A 20,371-nucleotide genomic window follows, 5' to 3' on the forward strand; every position below is an offset into this window, starting at 1 on the left:
ATTTTGCCATAAACCCGATCAGATCGCCTAAAATAAAACTCAACTCTTTAACAATTATACAATGACTAGCCCTACTGCAACCCTGTTAATTGCCTGTCCCGATCGCAAAGGACTCGTCGCCTTACTTGCCAATTTTATCGCATCCCATAACGGCAATATCATCCACGCCGATCGCCATACAGATTTTACCGCCGGATTATTTCTCAGCAGGCTAGAATGGCAATTAGATGGTTTAGACTTAACCACCACAGACGGATGATACAACCGGATTTGGTATGACTAATGACTAATAACTAATGACTAATTCCCAAACGGCGGTAAATCGAGTAACTGGTTTTTAGAAGGTGGAAGCTGGGCCGGATTCCGGCCGGTTTGCGCGGGATTTTGGCGGATTTCGATCGCAGTTTCGCCCGGATTTGCGGTACGAGTAGGGACTATTTCTAGAGAATAGGCTGGTGATGGTTCCATTTTTGTAGTAGGAACAGTTTGTGCTTTAGCCAGCAAGTCAATGGCGTCTCCGAGGGCGGTGGTTAAATTTTTGCTAGTTTCGGCGTGACGGGCTTCTTCTTGTTTGAGGGCTTGAGTGAGTTGTTTAATTTGTTCGATCGCCCGATCGCGCTCTTCGAGAACTTCTGCTAACTTAGTTTTAAGTTCCCCAACTGTATGCAGTTGTTCAACCTCATTCTGGCGTGCAACTCCAGCTTCGTCACCTTCGGGCGCAATCGGGGAGAAAGTTTGAAATTCCTGTATCTGTGCTTCCAAAGCATCGATAGTTTGCTGAGTTAACTTAGCATCATTCCGTCGCTGCTCGGCTTCGGTATTGTAGAGTTGGCGCCATTGAGCCGCACTTTCACCAGCGTCATCGCGATCGCGCGAAACCTCTGTTAACTGCTGTTGCAGTCGCTTAATTTCATCTAACCACTGTCTGATATCTTGAGACATATTGTTTATTTTAGAATGGGGAATGGGGAATTGGGAATTGGGAATTGGGAATAGCTTAATTAATTCATTCCTGGAGGCAGAGATATTATTTGTGGGTGATTGTGTCCACCTTGGATCGATAAATAGTGTAAAAATTGCCGATCGACTTGTAAGTCATATAATTAACATTTGTCATTTCCAGTTGTCGCCCCTGAGTTTATTTTCCATTTTCCGTTTCCCCGTTTCCTGTGCGCTATGAACATTTTTTACTGGCTGCGCTACCTAATTTTAGCTTTGTTTCGGGTGCTTGTGAGGCTGCTGAGAGCTGTTAAAAGGAAATTTGGTGATTTTTGGCTGTTCTGTCGCTGTTTGACTTGGAGCACGCTCAAGGAAGTCGGCGTGAAAGCGGGAGAGCAGCGGTTGCCGGGGCTATCTGCCGAAATGGCCTACAATTCTATGCTGGCCCTGTTTCCGGGGCTGTTGGCTGTCTTGTCGGCGATCGCCCTGTTTGAACCTTTGCAATCAACACTTTATCAAATTGCCGGTCTTTTGGGCAAAGTTATACCAGATGAAGTCCGAAATTTGATTCGCACTTCCCTCAAAGAAATCCTTTTATATCGCAACCAACAACTATTTTCACTCAGTTTTGTCGCATCGCTGTGGGCATTTTCTGGAGTCATGAGTGCGGCGATGGCTGCGCTCGATCGCATTCATGAAATTCCGAGCGATCGCACTCGACCATTTGTGAAAGCAAAACTGATTGCTCTAGCACTGAGTATCGGTACAATTATATTATTAATTCTAGCATCGGGCGTAGTATTTGTCAGCGACTTAATTGTACAAGCTATTGCCCGCCAGAGTTGCCTGCTGGAGTCGGTCGCTAATTGCAATTTAAAAGATGTTCAAAATTGCTTGGCACCGACAGACAATTGCCCTTTGGAGTCGCAACTGTTAGCTGTTTGGCGGCTGTGGCGCTGGCCTAGTTCTTTAGGCATTATCTCAGTTGCCTTTGCCTTTGTTTACCGTTACGGGCCGAGCCGACACCAAAGAGATATTCCGATTTTTTCGGGGGCTGTTTTTGCGGCTGTTTTGTGGGCGCTGATTTCAGCTTTGTTCCGCTTCTACGTTTTGAATTTGGGTAATTATAGTTGGACTTACGGGACGATCGGCACTTTTATTGTTTTGCTATTGTGGCTCTATCTTTGTTCTTTGGTGATGCTGATCGGTGCTCAGTTAAATGTGACAATCGGAAAAGCAATGAAACTAAAATAATTGGGAATTGGCAATGGGGCATGGGGTATTGGGCATTGGGCATGGGGCATTGGGCATTGGGCATTGTTAGCTGTCAACTGTTAACTAAGAAATAATAACTAATAACTAATAACTGTTAACTGTTAACTGTTAACTAATGACAACTGATAACTGACTATTACTTACCAAGAAGAATGGTTTTAAAGCCTCCTCCTTCGAGGGGGAAATAAAACAAAATTATTCACTTTTTGAATCCTCTTGCTAAGTAGAGGTCGCTCTCAAACTGTCAACTGTCAACTGTCAACTGTCAACTGTTGAACTTACTTACCGGAGCGCCCTTTACCTGCGGAGTATAGTGCTGAGGATGCCCGCAACAAAAGAAAGTAAAACCAGTATCCAAATAACAACACCGGGAATGAATGTCAAGAGGCCAACACCTCTGAGAATCCAAACTAGCAAGGTGATGCCCAGGATACTCAAAAAGATGCGGGTAGATAGTCGCATTTGAAATCTAGGAGAATTAGTCATGTTAAATCTTAAAGTTTTGTCTGGATCGATGATAGCTGTTTTATTGGCGATCGGCTCTTATCTGGGAGCAATATCTAATCCGGGTGTCGCTGTGGCGCGCACGGGTGCAAATACCCGAGGGGAAATAGCCAATGCTGCTGCAAAATCTTCCTCTGCAAGTGTAGCAATTGCCGATCGCACAATTGGCGAAGCAAAAATCGGCATGACTTTCGGACAACTCAAGCAGGCTTTGGGTTCCACAGCCCAGTTTAAGGTAGAGTCTCCTTTTATGGTAGACTTTGATGCAGTCACGGTTAGTCAGTCTGGAAAAGTGCAGTATCGGATTATCTACGCTGCGGGTACAAAGCTGAAAGATGCGGATGCGATCGAACTTTTGATGACAGACAATCCCAATTATAAAACAGCTCAAGGCGTCGGGCCAGGAATGACCTTAAAACAAGCCGAGGCAATTTACGGCAAAACTACTTTATCTTATAATGTAGATAATGAATCGAGAGAAAATGTAGTTTTTGCCAACCAACCGAGCAAAAAGTTCTTGTTTGTTCCCAAGGCGGAAGGGAAGCAATTTGCGGGAGTTTACGGCGCGGGTAAAGGCGGATTTTTTGAGACTAACAAGTATCAAACCAATGCTGTAATTAAGTCAGTGATGGTGCGGAAGTAGCCTTCGCATCATTCCTAGAAACCGGGTTTCTTCCGAGATATCTCGCCACCCAACCAAAATTACCCTAGAAACCCGGTTTCTTAGCCTAAAATTAAGGATTATTTGTATTTACGTCCAAATACTCTTGATTGTCAAGATAACTTTTAACATTCTCAAGTATTTGACGCAAATACTCTATGACTTCTTCCTTCATTTCTAATAGTTCCTCAATAGCCTGATATCCCCCCACTTCTTCAAAAGACTTAATCCCGTGGGCTAAATCATTTCTATTACTTTTAATCACTACAAGATTTTGCCCATTTTTGGTCTTAGCAAAGTCTGTTTGATATGAAAAACCGTATTTGTCTGCTATTTCTTTAATTAACCTAGCATCCACATTTCCTGAAAACAGTTCCTCGCGTTCAAATGTAGCTGTGATTATATCAGTAGAGAGTTGATTAATTGTTAAATAAATTTTCTTAGGAGAACGATTTTTAAGATTTTGGAGGACAATCAGTTTAATTTCTGGTTTGAGTTGGTCAAAGGTGACTGCTTTATTTTTAAACTCCTCAAATATGGATTCAATCGCATTTCGCATAGTAGATTCAACCAAGTTATACAGCAACAAAAAACCATTAGCTTTGAGAGTTTTTGCTAACTCAGAATCGAGGCTTTTAATTTGGTATTTGCCAGTAGTATCGAGGAAAGCTAACTGCGTTGTCTGTTTTTCTAGGCTCTCCAAAAATATAAAGTAGTCATCCACATCTTGAACGCGTCTATTAAAATCTAAGAGTACATTTTGCATAATTATTCTGTCAGTCGATCGCGGGCATATTCAATACGCACAATCTTTTTTATTTGTAGCAATAATTGCTGTAATATTGTGCGTCCTTGAAAAAACATTTAATTTGGCATTAAAAAGATTGTATCCTTTCAAATAACTCTCTTCGGACTTCCTCATTTGCAGCTTTGGTTAGTTGGATTACCCGAACTGTAGTTCGGCTGAAGTTCCTCTGGCGAGGAAGCAATAAATCAGCAAACTTAAATCCATTTAATTGCTCTATTTTTTTGAGTCCACTTAAGATTAATTCGTTATTGAGAAATCTAGCTAGGCTGAGAATGCGTTGTGCACCGTCTACGATCTCTAAACGTGGTTCATCATTTTCATCGTGACCGATATCAACAACAAATATATAAGGTATTGGCAGCCCCCAAATTACAGATTCGATAAACTTTGATTGCCTGGTGTCATCCCAAACAATTTCACGTTGGTACTCTGGAATAAACAATTTATTAGTATCATCGTTAATTCCTTCCAGATATTTTTGAACGAGTATTTCGACTGGATACTGTTTCGTGTCGTAATTAATTTGCTGCCGCTTGTCGCGAATTTCCATTTCAGCGGCATTTCTGTCTTGAAGCGTAATTTGTTCTAGTTGCGATCGCATATTTTTAAGTAACGAAGAAGCACTGTACATACGAGCATTTTACCACAACCCAGGGTTCATTGAGTGCTGTTCCGATAATTCCGAGATGATGTGCTCCCAAAAGGCGATCGCCAATAAAAGCGATCGCAATTCTTCACATCTACTCAAACTTATATCTTTTGTGCCGCAGCGCGTTTAGCATCAGCTTTCCGCCGCCACTTTTCGTCTATTGTTGCTGATTCCTCAAGAGCTTGTTTAATTTGCTGTTCGCCGACGATCGCAATTTCGCAAATTTCCTCTAGGATAGCTTTTTGCTGTTCCGTCATTTCTGCTTGTTTCATTCTTGAAATTATCTGCATTCATCCGCCGATATCTGCGGTTTTGGGTTCCAAGATTTCTGCAAAGCGATCGCCCTGATTCACAAAAAGAGCGATCGCCAAACATAAACCGTCGCGAAGATTACAATCTACAACGCGCTAGTGAGGACATTGGAAAGCCGATCGCACAATGCCTCCAAACGATTGCTTTCCCCCTTTAAATCGAACACAACCTCAAACTTAACGTGGGGTATAGTTTGACGCAAAAACTGAAAATGCCCCTCTGCATCGGAGCGACTGCGGCAGCGGGCAACAATTATCCATTGCCCAGAGGGTAACAAACGGGCGATCGCCCAACAACACAAGCGGTCTTTGTATGTCAACATAGAACTCATCTCCATTGATATTTTTGGAGCCAGAGCCAGCCCGGAACCTTGGACAGTTTAGGGGCTGGCTTCTGACGTTTTAGGGTTTTAACCCTATATTCACTTATAGCATAAATCGATGTTTTTAACATCAAATGACACAAATATTTATCTAATGACGTGAGAGTGTAAAATTGAAGACAGTTGCAGTAAATCTATGTCAGCCAATGCCTTCAATGCCTTCACGTATGCGAGTCACCGTTACATTGCCAGAAGAGGTTCATCAAGCCTTGTCCGAATGGGCTGAAGAAGAAGATAGAACCCTTGCCAACCTTCTATCCCACGTGGCAGCTAAAGCAGTCAGAGATCGCCAAGAGCAAAAAAAGGAAGAATCTAAGAGCGATCGCCCTTAAGCGGGATTGGCACAGCGTAAGGTGGACTGTTTTGAGATGTTTAGGAGTACAACGAATGGCTTCACGGGGAAGAGTTACCGCATATCTGCCAGAAGAAATTCAAAAAGCTCTCGAAGAATGGGCAGAAGAAGACAGCAGATCCGTTAGCAGTTTAGCCACGTATCTGTTGACAAAATCTGTTCGAGAGCGTCAAGAGCAGAAAAAAGATAAATCAGAAGGCGATCGCACTTAAGCACGATCGCCCCCAATCCCATCCGCGTCCATTCGCGTCTATCAGCCCACATCTGCGGTTAAAAAAAAAGGTGAGCCGCAGCCCACCCTACTAAGATTATTTCGCAGTCACCAACTGCGCCGGCAACCTTTTAAACGCCAACCTTTCATTCTCGATATCGACAAAAATGGTATCGCCGTCAACAAAATCTCCCCGCAAAATACCCTTCGCCATTTGCGTTTCCAACTCGCGTTGAATTCCCCGCTTCAATGGGCGCGCACCGTACACCGGATCGTAACCAATTTCTGCTAAAAAGTCGATCGCAGATTCCGACAATTTCAGAGACATTTTGCGATCGGCTAAACGTTTTTCCAAGCGCTTGACTTGCAACAGCACGATTTGGCGCAATTCCGGTTTACTCAAACCGTGGAAGATAATCATCTCATCAATCCGGTTCAAGAATTCCGGGCGGAAAGTTCCGCGCATCGCATCCATCACCCGACTCCGCATCTGTTCGTTATCTCCCGCCACATCTAAAATGTATTGAGAGCCGACATTCGATGTCATAATAATCACAGAATTCTTAAAGTCAACTGTGTGACCTTGAGCATCCGTAACGCGGCCGTCGTCGAGAATTTGCAGCATGATGTTGAAGACATCCGGGTGCGCTTTCTCGATTTCATCGAATAGAATTACCGAGTAAGGACGGCGGCGCACAGCCTCAGTTAATTGTCCGCCTTCGTCGTAGCCGACGTATCCCGGAGGCGCACCAATTAAGCGCGAAACTGCGTGTTTCTCCATGTATTCCGACATATCAATGCGGACGATCGCCTCTTCGGTGTCAAACAGGTATGATGCTAATGCTTTCGCCAACTCGGTTTTACCAACGCCCGTAGGGCCGAGGAAGATGAAACTCGCCACCGGGCGGTTGGGATCGGACAATCCCGCGCGCGATCGCTGAATTGCGTCTGCAACCGCCGTCACCGCTTCATCTTGTCCGATTACGCGCTTGTGCAGTTCGTCTTCCAAGTGCAGGAGTTTCTGCATTTCCGATTCAACTAACTTGCTGATCGGAATTCCCGTCCACTTAGAAATAATCTCAGCAATGTCAGATTCCGTGACTTCTTCTCGCAGCAGAGTTTTACCCGTGGTTTGAGTTGCTGTTAGCTTAACTTCAGCTTCTTCTAGTTGTTTTTGCAACTGAGTTAACGTGCCATATTTCAACTCCGCAGCGCGGTTTAGGTCGTATTTTAGTTCTGCTTGTTGAATTTCAATGTTAGCTTTGTCAATCTGTTCTTTGATCTTTTGGATGCTACCGATGACACCTTTTTCCGATTGCCACTGAGCGTTCAAACCGCTTTGTTGTTCCTTAAGATTTGCCAAGTCTTTTTCCAGTCTTTCCAAACGTTCGATCGAAGCCGCATTGCTTTCTTTTTGCAGGGATAGTCTTTCCATTTCTAGCTGCAAAATCTTGCGATCGATTTCGTCTAGTTCTTCCGGTTTGGAAGTAATCTCCATTTTCAGTTTAGCCGCCGCTTCGTCCACTAAGTCGATCGCCTTGTCGGGAAGGAAGCGATCGCTAATATATCGAGTAGACAAAGTAGCAGCCGCCACTAGGGCGCTGTCGGAAATTTTCACACCGTGGTGCACTTCGTAGCGTTCCTTCAAACCGCGCAGAATCGAAATAGTATCTTCAACTGTCGGCTGATCGACATAAACTTGTTGAAAACGGCGTTCTAGGGCCGCATCTTTTTCGAGATACTTGCGGTATTCGTCGAGAGTTGTAGCGCCGATACAGCGCAATTCACCCCTCGCCAACATCGGTTTGAGCAAATTGCCAGCATCCATCGATCCTTGGCTGGCGCCGGCGCCGACAACGGTGTGAATTTCATCTATAAATAGGATGACTTTGCCGTTGCTATCCATAACTTCTTTGAGCACGGCTTTCAACCGTTCTTCAAATTCTCCCCGGAATTTTGCACCGGCAATTAACGCGCCCATATCTAAGCTAATTAATTGTCTGTCTTTGAGAGATTGCGGCACATCTCCGGTGATAATTCGCTGGGCGAGTCCTTCGGCGATCGCAGTTTTGCCAACTCCCGGTTCCCCAATCAGTACCGGGTTGTTCTTGGTGCGGCGGCTCAAAATTTGAATTGTGCGGCGGATTTCGTCATCTCGTCCGATTACCGGATCGAGTTTGCCTTGACGCGCCGCTTCTGTCAAATCTCGGCCGTATTTTTCCAGCGCTTCATATTTGCCTTCTGGATTTTGGTCTGTCACTTTGTTGTTCCCCCGGACTTGGGCGATGATGTCTTTAAGCTTGGCTTCATCTAGTTTAAATTCTTGCAGTAAATTTTTGCCAAAGCGATCGTCCTTAACGTAACCTAAGAGCAAATGCTCGATCGAGATAAATTCATCCCCGTACTCTTTCCGATAAGCTTCAGCCCTGTCTAGCAGGGTGTCCAGGGAACGGCCGAGATAAACGTTGCCACCGCTTCCAGAGATTTTGGGCTGGCGGCTGATAAACTCGTCAGTGCGATCGCGCAATTTTGCTACAGACACTTTCGCCTTGTTAAATAAGCTGCTAGCGAGTCCCGATTCTTGTTCCAGCAACGCCTTCATCAAATGTTCGCTTTCTAGCTGCTGCTGCTGAGCTGTTTTGACAACTTCTGGAGTGCGGGCTAGGGCTTCCCAGGCTTTTTCTGTAAATTGGTTCGGATTATTTGGTTGCATAAATTTTAATTCCCTGAATTCAAAAACATGACTGCTGTGAAGGCAATGGCTCGATTGCCCGTATAGTTGTCATTGTAGGGAGTTAGCGGCGGGAAGGGCGATCGGTGTTCCCGTATATTGATATAGGTATTTCCGCCCTGTGTTTCAGCATAGGTTTGTAGTGAGGACTTTAGTCCGCAGCTTTGTAGTGAGGACTTTAGTCCGCCTAAAATCAGAGGACTCAAGTCATCAAATATATAAAAACTGTTTACATTTCAACGCCTAGAGGAAATATCGATGATTCCATTACATCCTGAATTTATCACCAAAAACGGCAAAAAAGAATTTGCAGTGATACCTTATGAAGCAATACGGTTTACTTAAGAAGAATCTGACTTGGAAAAAATGTCTGTATTGCCTAGAAAATCGTCAGATTAAATTCCTAAAAAAGCGCTAAGTAAACCGTATTGCCTTATGAAGAATTTGAAGCACTGCAAAAATTAATTGCGGACATAGAAGATTTGAGATTTGAGGGTGCATCTGGCGCAAGGCAAATATATCTGTAGGGGCGAAGCATGACCGCAGTCAATATGGGATTATAACTAATAACTTATATGCGGTCATGCTTCGCCCTCTTAAAAAACCATATGCACCCAGATTTGATTAATTTGAGGGTGGCAAAAGAAGAAGATGCAAATCAGCCTTCTCTTGATTAATTTTGTCAGGTGCGTCGATCGCAGATTGTTGATTTTTTTAGGGCTTGTTGATGGCGGCGCACCCTACAACTGCTGATTAGTTTTGTCAGGTGCGTCGCTCGGGGATTGTTGATTTTTGTAGGGATTGTTGGTGGATCCGCACCCTACAACTGCTGATTAATTTTGTCAGGTGCGTCGCTCGGGGATTGTTAATTTTTGTAGGGATTGTTGATGGATCCGCACCCTACTGCCAACTGTCAACCAAGGGCGGGCACTCTTGGCACCGCCCCTACAAACTGTCAACTGTTTTCATGCCTGCATCACCACCCGTTCCGGGAGACTGACAATAAAAACTGAACCTTTCCCGTTCTCACTTTCAACGCTAATTTCGCCACCCAAAATTTGACACAAACGCTGGCTAATTGTCAATCCCAAACCCGTCCCGCCGTACTTCTTAGTAGTCGAAGGATCGGCTTGAGTAAAAGGTTTAAATATCTGCTCTAATTGTTCGTTTGTCATCCCAATCCCAGTATCGCTGACTCGAAAAATTAAAAATTGAGAACTGTAGTTTGAACCCGAATTAACAGCATTATTTTTATTTTTATTCCTTTTCTTAGGTTTTGGCTTTTCATTTTTAACTTTTTCGATCTCGATAGTAATGACGCCTTTTTCGGTAAATTTGGCAGCATTGCTGAGCAAATTGAGGAGAATTTGCCGGACTTTCGGTTGGTCGGCGTACATCATGCCGAGTTCGCCTTTTGCTTGCAGCCTTAAAGCATTGCCTTTTTTCTCTACTAGCGGTTGAGCCGTAGTCATCACTTCTTCAATCATCGTCGCCACATCGAAGTGTTCCAAATAAAGCGTCACATGACCTGCTTCTATTTTAGAAATATCGAGGATATCGCTGATCATGTCGAGCAAATGTTTGCCTGCGGTTTGAATTTTTTCTAAGTCGGGGAGAAAGTCTTCGGAGCCGGAATCTTGAGCATCTTCTTGCAGCATTTCGCTGTAGTTGATGATGGCGTTTAGGGGGGTGCGGAGTTCGTGGCTCATGTTGGCGAGAAATGCACTTTTCGAGCGGTTGGCAGCTTCGGCTGCTATTTTTGCTTCTTGCAAGTCTTCCGTGTATTCCGCGACTCTTTGGATCAGTTCGTTGATCGAAATTGCCAGCATTCCTACTTCGTCGGAGGTGGTAACGGGTACTTGCAGGTCAAAGTTCGATTCTTCTGACACTCGCTGAGCGATGAAGGTGGCGGCTTGTAGTGGTCGGGCGATCGCCCTGCTGGTGTATATTGCCAGTAAGGTGGCGATAATCGCTGATGCCAACAGAGAACCAAGCAGAATCAGAGTTCCGAGTTGTTCAGCTTTCTCGTAGGTTCTAAATGCCTCGTCTGCTTTGTCTCGAAAGGTGCCAGCCAGTTTGGCTGAATCTTGCGAAAACTGTTCGAGTTTAAAAGCGTTGTTCCCCGTGGCAAAATTATTCAAGCTCCGCTGGAATACCTGCCGCTGCTGCGGATTCAAACCAGATAACTTGGCATTCCCCAGCAGTTTCTGGACTTGTTGGAAGTAAGCTTCTACGGTTTTGCTGTGGGCTTTGGCGAACTCTTGAATCTCTTGGTAATCTTTTGTAACACCGGCAGAAGCCGACGGCGATTGGCTTTGCAGTTGTTCTAGCTGTCCGCTCATCTGAGCAACGCGAGTCAAAAAGTCCGATCGTTCCCGATCGAAAATTTGCGGTTGTGCCGTCAGATTCAGCAGTAATTGCTGGTGAATTCTGACTTCCTGGGCGCTATTATTCAGATTGGTGAGGATTTCGGCTTTATCTCGGTCGATCGCGAGTTTTTCTCTCACTTGCTGTTTGTGATATGACTCTACTCCCCGTCCCCCGGCGGCGCCCAAAATGGCAATACCAATGACCAAGGCGTATCCGCAGCCGATTTTTTGCCTGATACCCAAGCGGCCCAACAGACTTTTAAAACCTATTTGAGAATTGTTCTGGGATTGATTGTTCGAGGCTAAGGTTGAAGACATGGGCAATATACTCGTCACCCTGAGGGGCATTATCTATTATTCTAATTGATGCCTGCCCGAGGATAAATAAAGTTCTGGCAAAGAGCCAAATTTCGGCAGTTATGGGGTCTTTGCAGGGTTCCACACCTCGACCTGCTTTACAGTTTGGGGGAGTTATGGTTAAAAAATTATGACACAAGCAAGAAGGCAGAAGCAAGAAGCAATAAAAGCCAGGGTTTAAGACATTAGGAACGTCCTCACCGTCGGGCGGTTGCTATATATAGCCTTTCTCAGATATATCTGGCACGCTTGCGGTAAAGAGTAATTGGGAAAAAGGTAATTGGTAACAGGGAAAAAGGTAAGCGATAGTTCCTATAGGCTCGCTGAGGCTTTTCTCCGGTAAAGACGCTCGCTTGTGTGTGTTCTCAAGGCGATCGTATCAGAATTTGACATAACTCATATTTATGAGAACCGCTATAAGTTGCGAGTTATGAATTTGATTGGTGATTCAAGCCTCAACTCTACTCGCAACTCACAACTTATCGCTATTCTTCTACTGGCAAAGTCGAAATTGTGCTAAGTCAGCAGGAAGTTTTGAAGCATTAGGTACGGTAGCAGAGGCAGGAACGAAGATTCCCATACCAAAACTGCAACCCTCTTCCTTTGTACATTCGCCAGGCTTAGCAGTGATTTGATATTCCCCTTGGGATGGCGGAGTAAAAGAGATTGATACCAGTTCGCCCGTCTTTTGACTCGTACCGATTTCTTGGCCGCTGTTGGCATCCTTGAGGGTTAGGTTTAAATCCTGGCAATTTCCGTCGCAAGTGGCTACAAAAACATACTCAATATCTGGATGCAGCGTTGCTCTAAAAGGAGATGAAACTTGCTTGCGAACAGTGCCTATCAATGGCCAAAACACCAATTTTTGACCGTTGCTCGAACGCTGGTCAACTTCTGTTTTCAACCGACAAGTAACAGTTTTTTGCTCGTTGGTCAGTTCTTGAGCAATAGCATTTCCTACGATTGCAGTACCAAGCAGGAGTGCAATCCCGGAGATAGTGAGATGTTTGATATTCATTGATGTCCCCTCAAACTAATTTCTGGGTGATTGCAATAGACCGCTTTTCGTGGCAGTCTATTGATTTATCTGGAGCCTATCACATTTATTGACTGTTCTAAAAACAGCTAAGAGAAAAGTGCGATCGCACTGGGTACATCTGGGTTTTGCATTTGTAGTGCTGTCGGGAACACAGGAAAGCTTTTTCAACAGTTGACAGTTGACAGTTGACCGTTGACCGTTGACAGTTGACCGTTGGAGAGCGACCTCTTTAGTATTGTACTAAATGAGGATGCTCCGCATCGATGTCTAGAAACCTGGTTTCTCAAATGTGCGATCGAGCTTCGCAGATACCACATCAACAACATAATTTTGCTGATGTCAATATAGCTGGTAAAAGTATAGTCATCTATGACATGACGTGGGAGGCACCCGGCCCTCCCCTTTCCCTTTCACTTTGAGCGGATCAACCCGCCTCGGCTGAGCTACGCCCACGACCTATCCCATCGCTAAAAGCATTTGGGATTGCTTTTCTTAATATATTATAAGACCCATTAACATCGGCATTAATCAATCGACCTGACGACGTTTTGTACAATCCTCTCTTAATTCTCGAACCACTAAATGTGACATCCCCAGAGCCAATATTTCCATAGACAGGAATTGGATCTAAAGAAAAAAAATCAGATTTGGAAGTATAGGATTCCTCTTGCTCTATTACCTTTATCCCGACCAATGAGGCTTTGTATTTCAACATTTCAATTAGCCGAGCATGAGAAATGCTGACAAAGTTTTGATTGGTTTTCTTGCCTAAATTAATCTCATTTTTCCATTTTTGGTTTTTGCCAATTACTAGCGTCCCTATCTTTTCGGATGCGAGCAGATTGATTATCTGCCGACTGGTGTGATGCAAGTAATTATCAACTTTTTGATGGCGGCAACGAGTCAGGCGCCCAAGGCGTGATGAGGAGCAGCGGTTTCCTTTTAATTGAGATTGCAGTTGTGCCTTACGCTTGTTGTAGAATTGATTAATTGATTTGAGTGGTCGCCCGTTAATCAGTAATGGGACAAATCCCGGCTGATTTGAAGTTAGCGCTACTAAATTATTCAATCCTAAATCGATACTAGCTACTAATTCTTTTTGATTTTCGACGGTGGGCTCCGGCTGGGTACAGGCATTGTAAATTACCTCAATTACATAGGAATCACATTTTGGCACTAATCTAATTTGACAAATTTGCTCTGGTTTGACCTGGGTTTTAATTAAAATCTTAGTACCGGACAGCTTGATAATTCCTTTCTTTAGTTCCTTGCTACTAATCGCTTGAATTGTATAAACAAGAATATTCCGACCCTTGACTTTATCTTTATACTTTGGTAATTTCGGGCGACCGCTAAATCACGCGCAAGTCGATTTTGTAAGCTTTGACTGCTTCAAAAAAAGACTTCCAATTTTTGTCTAATATCATTAATATTTGTTGACTTACCTTGGCTGGTAATTCTTTATATGCTTGATGAGATTTCATCAAACGGTTCATTTCGTTGTAATTTATATAACCCCATCCATAGACAAAACTTTGACGGATAACGTAGTTAGCGGCATTGTACAAATTTTTGGATTTAAAGGCTAATTCGTCTATTTCAATAAAACGGTGTTCGCTGGATTTAATGATGTGTCTCTCTGCTAGTTGCATTTAGACTCTCCATTTTTTAACGCTCGCGATAATTTTCGCCGGTACGACCCTTGTGACTATATGATACTATGATTGCTTACTACTGCTTACAAACTTAATGAAGTTTTATAATACATATAGGTTGATTTTTTGGCGATCGCCTTTTTCAAAAAAATCGGGTACACAGAAACCTGTGTTGCTAAGCTTTTGAACTTTGATTGAGTAGATCGTTTACCCTGTAATATCACCTCCTTTGTTATTCATCCCGTTATAAGTGGTAAGGTGCGTCGCTACGATATCTCTCAATAGCAACAAGAGTTGTTCGTGGCGACGCACCCTACATTTACTGTCAACTGTCAACTGTCAACTGTCAACTGTCAACTGTCAACTGTCAACTCTTCCTTTATTTATCGCTGTGCCGAAAATCCCAAGCTGGCACAAACTTAGAATCTCCCCAAATACCGCGGCGATTTTTCTTGGCTTCGGCTTCTGCTTGTTTCAAAATACTTGCACTCGGACAATTTTTTAAATATGGAGTGTAAACCATTGCTAATCCTTCCCGCACCAAAACTTCTTGAGCAAATGTGCCATTTGGTAAGCGAACTTCGCTAACTTTGCGGCCATAGCGGTCAGTATCAGTGACTGTCAAAACGACGCGGTCGCCCCCTTGTTTGACGAGCTGCTGCATTCTTTGCTCGGCTAGATTGCCCCACTTAAACTGATTTTTATATGCTGCTTTTTTGCTATTTTTTTCGGCGTTAGTGTGAGCAATTTCTGGTGCATCTACGCAGGCAAAACGCACTTTAATATCTTTGCCGGCGACATCGCTGGCGACAAGAGTATCGCCGTCGCTGACTCGTTTGACAGCATAATTGTTGGGCGGTAGCTTTTGCGGACAGCCGGAGAGTAGGAAAAGCAGAGCAACTGCGCTCAAGCTGATGATTGTAGGCGAAAGGGAGATTTTATTTTGTGTCATGGTTTTCTTTTTTTTATTTAGTTTCCATCCAATTTTGCCCCGCGTGGATATCAACTATCAGGGGTACGCTAAGCGGCAGAGCACTTTCCATCGCCGTTCTAATTTTGGGCTGCAATTCTTCCCATTCATCGGGAGGTACTTCAAAGATTAATTCATCGTGAACTTGCAGCAGCAGCCGCGCCTGATAGTTTTGCAAAATTTTGTCTACCTCAATCATGGCAAGTTTAATGATATCAGCACTGGAGCCTTGAATGGGAGCGTTTGCTGCGGCGCGCAAAGATTGGGCGTCATTTTCACTCATGCCCTTGAATTCATCTAGGTTAATATCTTCTGCTTTTTGCTGATTTTGTTTGACTTGTTTGATGTTTTTACCCTCGAATTCAAAATAGCGACGACGGCCTAAAATTGTGGAGACATAGCAATTCGCGATCGCCTCTTTTTTAAGTTTCTCCAAATATTCAAAAACTTTACTATAACGCTCGTTAAATCGGCGAATAAATTCCTTGCCATCTGCTGAGCTTTTGCCCATCGATCTACCAAACTTAATAGCACCCATACCGTAAACTACCCCAAAATTAATCGTTTTGCCAAACCTGCGCTCGTCGGGAGTTATTTCCTCTTTTTCAAACAAAATTTGAGCTGTTACGGTATGCACGTCTCGATTGTTTTGGTAAGCTTCGATTAAAACAGGCTCTTGGCTCAAATGAGCCAAAATCCGCAATTCAATTTGAGAATAGTCAGCCGACACCATCAACCAACCTTCTTCCGGCACAAATGCCTTGCGAATTTGCCTAGAAAAGTCCGTACCGATGGGAATATTCTGCAAATTAGGATTAGAAGAAGAGAGACGACCTGTGTCTGTAACAATTTGATTGAAATCAGTATGCAATCGCTGAGTATCGGGACGCACCCGCTTCGGTATAGCATCTACATAGGTAGAGTAAAGCTTTTGCAGGGTACGGTAGTTTAAGATAGCATCCACAACCAAATGGTCTCCTTGCAAATTTTCTAGGTATTCAGCATCCGTGGAGTAGAAGCCTGTCGCGGTTTTACGAGACTTTTGGGTATTGAGCTTGAGTATGTCAAACAGCAGTTCGCTCAACTGGGCTGGTGAGTTCAATTTTAAAATTTCACTGGGTGCTGTGCTGTGAACTTTCTGCTTAATTTCAGCCAAATCAAGGTTGTTTTTTGGCAAGACTTTCTTGAGATAAGGCTTTAAAATTGCACTGGGTACGGCCTCGTAAACTTTCTGAGGAACCGTCCCTAAAGTTGGTTCAATCTGTTCGATTTTTTCTGCGAGATAAGCCTTGAAATCATCAAGAGGTACGGCGTTATAAATTTTTTGTTCAATTGCTGCTAATTGCGGTTCCAGTTGGTCGGAGAGTTCTTTAAGATATTTTGTGTCAATGCGAATACCCTGATATTCCATTTCAGCTAAAACAGGTTCTAGGGGCTGTTCTACTTCCAGCAGTAACTTGTGCAAAGACTTATCGGGAAAGTTAGCTTCATCAGCTTTATCTAATTCGGTTTTCAGTTTACCTACTAACTGAAATGTGGTGTGAACATCCATGCCGCAGTAGTCGGCTACCGCCGGAATACTGATGTCAGCAATTGTTTGGTTTTTTGCTCGTACTAATTCCTTGTAACTTTTGGCGACAATACCTAAGTATTTTTTTGACAATTCGCTGAGGCTGTGGCTAGTTTCTGGATTGAGTACGTAACTGGCTAGCATGGTGTCGAAGACGACTCCTGCTAGTTTGATTCCTTGACAGCGCAGGATCGATCGATCGAATTTAGCATTTTGCAGCGCTTTGGGATAATTATCGCTCTCCAAAATCGGACGCAAAGCATTTAAAACAGTGGCTTTGTCTAAGTTTTTTCCCGTTTTATGTCCGGTGGGAATGTAAGCAACATCTTGTTCGCCTGTTCCCCAACAGCAGCCAATTCCGACTAATTCGGCGTCTCGCGGTTCGAGGGCGGTGGTTTCGGTATCCCACGCCACGGGTGTAGTTTTGTCGGTGCAGGTTTCCAGCAGTTGGACTAATTCGTTTAACTGTTCTATTGTTTGAATTATTTGGGGTTTGATAGGTAATTTTTTTGCTTCCCTATCGGCTATGGTATCAGCATAAGTCCAAAACCATAAGGCGTATTCTTCATTAAAAATAATTCCACCAAAACGTTTTTGAATTTGTTGCACTTTGCCTAAAAATGTTTTAAATTCCAACTTTTCCAGCATCGGAATTAAGGCTGCTTCGTCAAAACCTTTGAGCTGACAATCTTCTAAGTTGATTTCTAGGGGAACGTCTTGAATAATTGTCGCCATTTTTTGAGAATGATAGGCTGCTTCTTTGCCTTCTTCTAGCTTTTTCTTGGTTGCACCTTTAATTTCGTCGATCGCAGCATAGATGCCGTCGAGGGAATGGTAAGCTTCCAACAATTGCAGGGCGGTTTTGTCGCCGATGCCTTTGACTCCGGGAATGTTGTCGGATTTGTCGCCGCACAAAGCTTTGTAATCTATTACTTGTGCTGGTATAATTCCGAGTTTTTCTTTGACTGCTTCCGGGCCGTATTCTTGGGATTTGCCTTTGCCCGATCGCCTGAGTTCATCCGTGCTCAAGTACAATACACTGATGTGTTTCTCGGTTTCTACTAATTGAAACAAATCTCGATCGCCCGTCAGGATTTTAACCGCATAACCCGCGGCGCTGGCTTTGTTCGCCAAAGTTCCCAAAACATCGTCGGCTTCGTAGCCCGGAGCGGTGACTGCTGGTAAATTGAGATAGCCCAAAAGTTCTTGCAGGTTTTTGAGATCGGGGATAAAATCTTCGGGGGTTTCGGCACGACCGGCTTTGTAGGTTTCGTCTGCTTCGTGGCGAAAAGTGGGCGTGGCGAGGTCAAAGGCGATCGCCATGTACTGGGGATCGTGGGCGGCCATGACTTCCAGCAGCGACTTGAGAAAGCCAAAACAGACGCTGGTGGGAATGCCTGTGGTAGTTCGCAAGCCTCCGTCTCGACTTTTGGCAAAGGCGAAGTAGGAGCGAAAGGCCAGGGAGTGGCCGTCAACTAAGATGAAGGTGGGAGCTTGATTTTCCGACACTGACACAGATGGCGATCGCCCGAAACTATTTTTCCATTCTACCCAGTTGTCATCCCTGTTTCAAAACCGAACGCAACCTCAAAAAAGCTCTAAACCCTTATAGAATAACTCATTCCCAATTCTCAAATCTAAAATCCCAAATCAAAAATCTAAAATTGGTCGATCGGCTTAATGTGCAGCTTGCCTGAGAATGGTAGAAGATAAGAAGTATAGCCTTTCTCAAAAAGATGAGGTACTCATGGGGATAGGGCATAGGCCAAACCGGGCATAGGCCAAACCGGGCATAGGGCATACCTCACTTTTCTGAGAAGCGCTATACGATCGCAAATTTACCAGAAAGAATTAATTGAAAGTCTCTCGCTTTGAGGGAGAAATTAAAATCAGACTATTCATTACTCCAATCCTCGGACTTAAGGGTTGAGGTAGCTCTCAAACTGTCAACTAAGAGGGCAGGCACGGGGGCACTGCCCCTACAACTGTCAACTGTTGAACAACACCAGCCGACGAAGTTTATGGGTGACATTAATCGATGCTACGAAATCCTCGAAATAGAGCCTGGAACTTCCCCAGAAGAAATTAAGCGCGCTTACAGGGATTTAGCCTTTGTGTGGCATCCCGATCGGTTTGCTCACAACGATCGCCTGCAACAAAAAGCCGAACAAAGATTAATAGAAATCAATCAAGCTTACGACGAGTTGGTGTTATTTCTGACTCAGCCTCCACCGCAGTCGATCGACAAACAATCTCAGCAGCCCGCACCGCCCCCACCACAAGAAAAGCCGCCCGAAAAGCCACTGAGAAGGCGATCTGCAAAATCAGGCGGTAAGCCCGGTTCCCAGCGCACTCAAAGCCGGCCAAAAAAAGCAGCATCCCACAAAAATCCCACTTCAAACAACCCGAAAAACAAGAAACGATTTACAACTCAAAATCGCCAAACGTGGGGAAAAAAGCCATATGGGCCCACCGTAGCGAGGGAAGCGCGGCCATCTCAAAAATATCCCTACCTTACCCCGAACCGGAAAAAAGAATTTCCGACTCAATACTCAAAACCGCAGCTATCTCAAAAATATTCCATCTTCCCTTGGGGGCCGTTGGCGATCGCAGTTGGGAGTTACGCTGTGACAAGCTACATTTTGACAAAAGTTGACGCCCCAATGTGGATGTTCACTTTAATCTGGGGTGCGGATTTGCTGTGGGCCGCGATTTTGCTAGCGGAGGGTTCGGCAACGTCTAGAGTGTGGCTGGCGGCGTTAGTTCTGGCTGGCACGGTGGGGGGGTCGATCGCCGGTTTTCAGGCGGGAGGAATCGTAACAGGGGCTGCTTGGGCGCTAGTTGGGGCCCTTATGGGGGCGATCGCCAGTTCAGAGGCCCAGTCCCGGGCCGTGGCTGTAGTTTTGGCAGCAGCGGGAGTGCTGACAGTGGTGGGATTGATGGCTGGAACGGGTTCCGGTAATTGGCTGAAGGTGTTAGTGGAGGCGGTTTGTTGGGGGATTGTCGGCTTGATGTGCGGGCTGGCGGCGGAACTAGGCGTGCATTCTGGTGGGCCCGTCGGGCTTGGAGGTGCGATCGGGCTCTTGATTGGTGCGTGGGCGGGGGCTTTGGCTGGGCAGGGTGCGGAGGCCCTACCCCAAGCCTTGGCTGTGGCGGGCTCTGGGGCTGTTTATGGGGCTTGGGCTGCGATCGGGATTGTTGCGGGAGTTGTGGCGCGGATGGTAGCTGGGGAAAGGTCGATCGGCAATGGCGGGATCTACACGTTTATCCTGTTAGTGGCTACTTCTGGTTTCGGGCTGTGGTTGGGAAATTGGCTGGTTGGGCGAATCTTTTAAATTAGTCAGTAGTCATTAGTCATTGGTCATTAGTCATTAGTCATTAGTGCTGTCCCCTCCGAGCGAACAGCATTAGTCATTAGTGCTGTCCCCTCCGAGCGAACAGCATTAGTCCTGAGGAAAAATTACTGTAGTTTAGACTAACCAAAGATGAGAACGGTGGCAAAAGAAGAACTAAAGCCACCGTCCCAGGAGAGAATGAGGGTGAAAAAGAAAACCTATCCACTCCCTAAATGAACAGTGAACGATTAA

Annotated in this window: 16 protein-coding genes and 2 pseudogenes; 7 read left to right on the top strand and 11 right to left on the bottom strand. The window is 44.7% G+C overall.

Features of this window, described 5'->3' with window-relative positions; genetic code table 11:
- Nucleotides 1–61 precede the first annotated feature (61 nt).
- A pseudogene (locus QZ918_RS03395) lies at nucleotides 62–241 on the top strand (ACT domain-containing protein); the annotation flags it as partial.
- Between the two features lie 59 nt (nucleotides 242–300).
- On the opposite strand, the gene QZ918_RS03400 reads toward QZ918_RS03395, so the two are convergent.
- Entirely contained in the window at nucleotides 301–942 is a 642-nt protein-coding gene (locus QZ918_RS03400; protein WP_293149285.1) for a hypothetical protein, read from the bottom strand.
- Between the two features lie 234 nt (nucleotides 943–1,176).
- Here QZ918_RS03400 and QZ918_RS03405 point away from each other — a divergent pair, with 234 nt between their 5' ends.
- Nucleotides 1,177–2,193 carry a YihY/virulence factor BrkB family protein gene (locus QZ918_RS03405; RefSeq protein ID WP_293331048.1) on the top strand — a complete coding sequence of 339 codons (1,017 nt, stop codon included), beginning with the start codon at nucleotides 1,177–1,179 and terminating at the stop codon, nucleotides 2,191–2,193.
- Between the two features lie 505 nt (nucleotides 2,194–2,698).
- Entirely contained in the window at nucleotides 2,699–3,361 is a 663-nt protein-coding gene (locus tag QZ918_RS03410; protein ID WP_293331051.1) for a hypothetical protein, read from the top strand.
- 91 nt (nucleotides 3,362–3,452) lie between these two features.
- Here the strand turns inward: QZ918_RS03410 and QZ918_RS03415 are convergent, their stop codons facing one another.
- The 4 genes from QZ918_RS03415 to QZ918_RS03430 form a co-directional block, all read right to left on the bottom strand.
- Nucleotides 3,453–4,145: an MAE_28990/MAE_18760 family HEPN-like nuclease gene (locus tag QZ918_RS03415; protein ID WP_293331054.1), complete on the bottom strand. Its 693-nt coding sequence runs from the start codon at nucleotides 4,143–4,145 to the stop codon at nucleotides 3,453–3,455.
- A gap of 109 nt (nucleotides 4,146–4,254) precedes the next feature.
- Nucleotides 4,255–4,818 (bottom strand): DUF262 domain-containing protein, encoded by a 564-nt coding sequence (locus tag QZ918_RS03420; RefSeq protein WP_293331057.1) that lies wholly within the window; start codon nucleotides 4,816–4,818, stop codon nucleotides 4,255–4,257.
- A gap of 119 nt (nucleotides 4,819–4,937) precedes the next feature.
- Nucleotides 4,938–5,108: a hypothetical protein gene (locus tag QZ918_RS03425; RefSeq protein WP_293331060.1), complete on the bottom strand. Its 171-nt coding sequence runs from the start codon at nucleotides 5,106–5,108 to the stop codon at nucleotides 4,938–4,940.
- Between the two features lie 125 nt (nucleotides 5,109–5,233).
- Nucleotides 5,234–5,470, bottom strand: coding sequence for a hypothetical protein (locus QZ918_RS03430; protein ID WP_293149278.1), 237 nt, complete (start codon nucleotides 5,468–5,470; stop codon nucleotides 5,234–5,236).
- A 215-nt stretch (nucleotides 5,471–5,685) separates the two neighbouring features.
- Here QZ918_RS03430 and QZ918_RS03435 point away from each other — a divergent pair, with 215 nt between their 5' ends.
- Both QZ918_RS03435 and QZ918_RS03440 read left to right on the top strand, forming a co-directional pair.
- Nucleotides 5,686–5,862, top strand: coding sequence for a ribbon-helix-helix domain-containing protein (locus QZ918_RS03435; protein ID WP_293149277.1), 177 nt, complete (start codon nucleotides 5,686–5,688; stop codon nucleotides 5,860–5,862).
- Between the two features lie 55 nt (nucleotides 5,863–5,917).
- A complete protein-coding gene (locus QZ918_RS03440) occupies nucleotides 5,918–6,094 on the top strand; it encodes a ribbon-helix-helix domain-containing protein (protein WP_293149276.1) in 177 nt (58 codons plus the stop codon).
- 96 nt (nucleotides 6,095–6,190) lie between these two features.
- Here QZ918_RS03440 and clpB read toward each other — a convergent pair whose 3' ends face one another.
- The 4 genes and pseudogenes from clpB to QZ918_RS03460 all read right to left on the bottom strand — a co-directional run bounded on the left by clpB (nucleotide 6,191) and on the right by QZ918_RS03460 (nucleotide 14,241).
- Nucleotides 6,191–8,806: an ATP-dependent chaperone ClpB gene (clpB, locus tag QZ918_RS03445; protein ID WP_293331063.1), complete on the bottom strand. Its 2,616-nt coding sequence runs from the start codon at nucleotides 8,804–8,806 to the stop codon at nucleotides 6,191–6,193.
- Nucleotides 8,807–9,789: 983 nt separating this feature from the next.
- A complete protein-coding gene (locus QZ918_RS03450) occupies nucleotides 9,790–11,511 on the bottom strand; it encodes a sensor histidine kinase (protein ID WP_293331066.1) in 1,722 nt (573 codons plus the stop codon).
- 532 nt (nucleotides 11,512–12,043) lie between these two features.
- On the bottom strand, nucleotides 12,044–12,568 hold the full coding sequence (locus QZ918_RS03455; protein ID WP_293331069.1) for a hypothetical protein: 525 nt from the start codon (nucleotides 12,566–12,568) through the stop codon (nucleotides 12,044–12,046).
- A gap of 388 nt (nucleotides 12,569–12,956) precedes the next feature.
- Nucleotides 12,957–14,241: pseudogene (locus QZ918_RS03460) on the bottom strand (transposase).
- 303 nt (nucleotides 14,242–14,544) lie between these two features.
- Here QZ918_RS03460 and QZ918_RS03470 point away from each other — a divergent pair.
- On the top strand, nucleotides 14,545–14,667 hold the full coding sequence (locus tag QZ918_RS03470) for a hypothetical protein (protein WP_293331072.1): 123 nt from the start codon (nucleotides 14,545–14,547) through the stop codon (nucleotides 14,665–14,667).
- Here QZ918_RS03470 and QZ918_RS03475 read toward each other — a convergent pair.
- The gene (locus tag QZ918_RS03475) at nucleotides 14,624–15,196 is read right to left on the bottom strand and encodes a thermonuclease family protein (protein ID WP_293331075.1); all 573 of its coding nucleotides are present in this window, start codon (nucleotides 15,194–15,196) and stop codon (nucleotides 14,624–14,626) included. The genes QZ918_RS03470 and QZ918_RS03475 overlap by 44 nt on opposite strands.
- Nucleotides 15,197–15,209: 13 nt before the next feature.
- Nucleotides 15,210–18,293 (bottom strand): DNA polymerase I, encoded by a 3,084-nt coding sequence (locus QZ918_RS03480; protein WP_293331099.1) that lies wholly within the window; start codon nucleotides 18,291–18,293, stop codon nucleotides 15,210–15,212.
- 362 nt (nucleotides 18,294–18,655) lie between these two features.
- On the opposite strand from QZ918_RS03480, the gene QZ918_RS03485 reads away from it, so the two are divergent.
- Entirely contained in the window at nucleotides 18,656–20,119 is a 1,464-nt protein-coding gene (locus tag QZ918_RS03485; protein ID WP_293331078.1) for a DnaJ domain-containing protein, read from the top strand.
- Nucleotides 20,120–20,371: the final 252 nt, after the last annotated feature.

The sequence above is a fragment of the Microcoleus sp. CAWBG58 genome, assembly GCF_020883045.1.
Classification (GTDB): Bacteria; Cyanobacteriota; Cyanobacteriia; order Cyanobacteriales; family Microcoleaceae; genus Microcoleus.

Excerpts from the sequence above, each read along its gene's own strand:
- QZ918_RS03410 (WP_293331051.1), top strand. The coding sequence starts at position 2,699 with ATGTTAAATCTTAAAGTTTTGTCTGGATCGATGATAGCTGTTTTATTG.
- QZ918_RS03425 (WP_293331060.1), bottom strand. The coding sequence starts at position 5,108 with ATGAAACAAGCAGAAATGACGGAACAGCAAAAAGCTATCCTAGAGGAA.
- QZ918_RS03430 (WP_293149278.1), bottom strand. The coding sequence starts at position 5,470 with ATGTTGACATACAAAGACCGCTTGTGTTGTTGGGCGATCGCCCGTTTG.
- QZ918_RS03475 (WP_293331075.1), bottom strand. The coding sequence starts at position 15,196 with ATGACACAAAATAAAATCTCCCTTTCGCCTACAATCATCAGCTTGAGC.
- QZ918_RS03450 (WP_293331066.1), bottom strand. The coding sequence starts at position 11,511 with ATGTCTTCAACCTTAGCCTCGAACAATCAATCCCAGAACAATTCTCAA.
- QZ918_RS03440 (WP_293149276.1), top strand. The coding sequence starts at position 5,918 with ATGGCTTCACGGGGAAGAGTTACCGCATATCTGCCAGAAGAAATTCAA.
- QZ918_RS03405 (WP_293331048.1), top strand. The coding sequence starts at position 1,177 with ATGAACATTTTTTACTGGCTGCGCTACCTAATTTTAGCTTTGTTTCGG.
- QZ918_RS03435 (WP_293149277.1), top strand. The coding sequence starts at position 5,686 with ATGCCTTCACGTATGCGAGTCACCGTTACATTGCCAGAAGAGGTTCAT.
- QZ918_RS03455 (WP_293331069.1), bottom strand. The coding sequence starts at position 12,568 with ATGAATATCAAACATCTCACTATCTCCGGGATTGCACTCCTGCTTGGT.
- QZ918_RS03415 (WP_293331054.1), bottom strand. The coding sequence starts at position 4,145 with ATGCAAAATGTACTCTTAGATTTTAATAGACGCGTTCAAGATGTGGAT.
- clpB (WP_293331063.1), bottom strand. The coding sequence starts at position 8,806 with ATGCAACCAAATAATCCGAACCAATTTACAGAAAAAGCCTGGGAAGCC.
- QZ918_RS03400 (WP_293149285.1), bottom strand. The coding sequence starts at position 942 with ATGTCTCAAGATATCAGACAGTGGTTAGATGAAATTAAGCGACTGCAA.
- QZ918_RS03420 (WP_293331057.1), bottom strand. The coding sequence starts at position 4,818 with ATGTACAGTGCTTCTTCGTTACTTAAAAATATGCGATCGCAACTAGAA.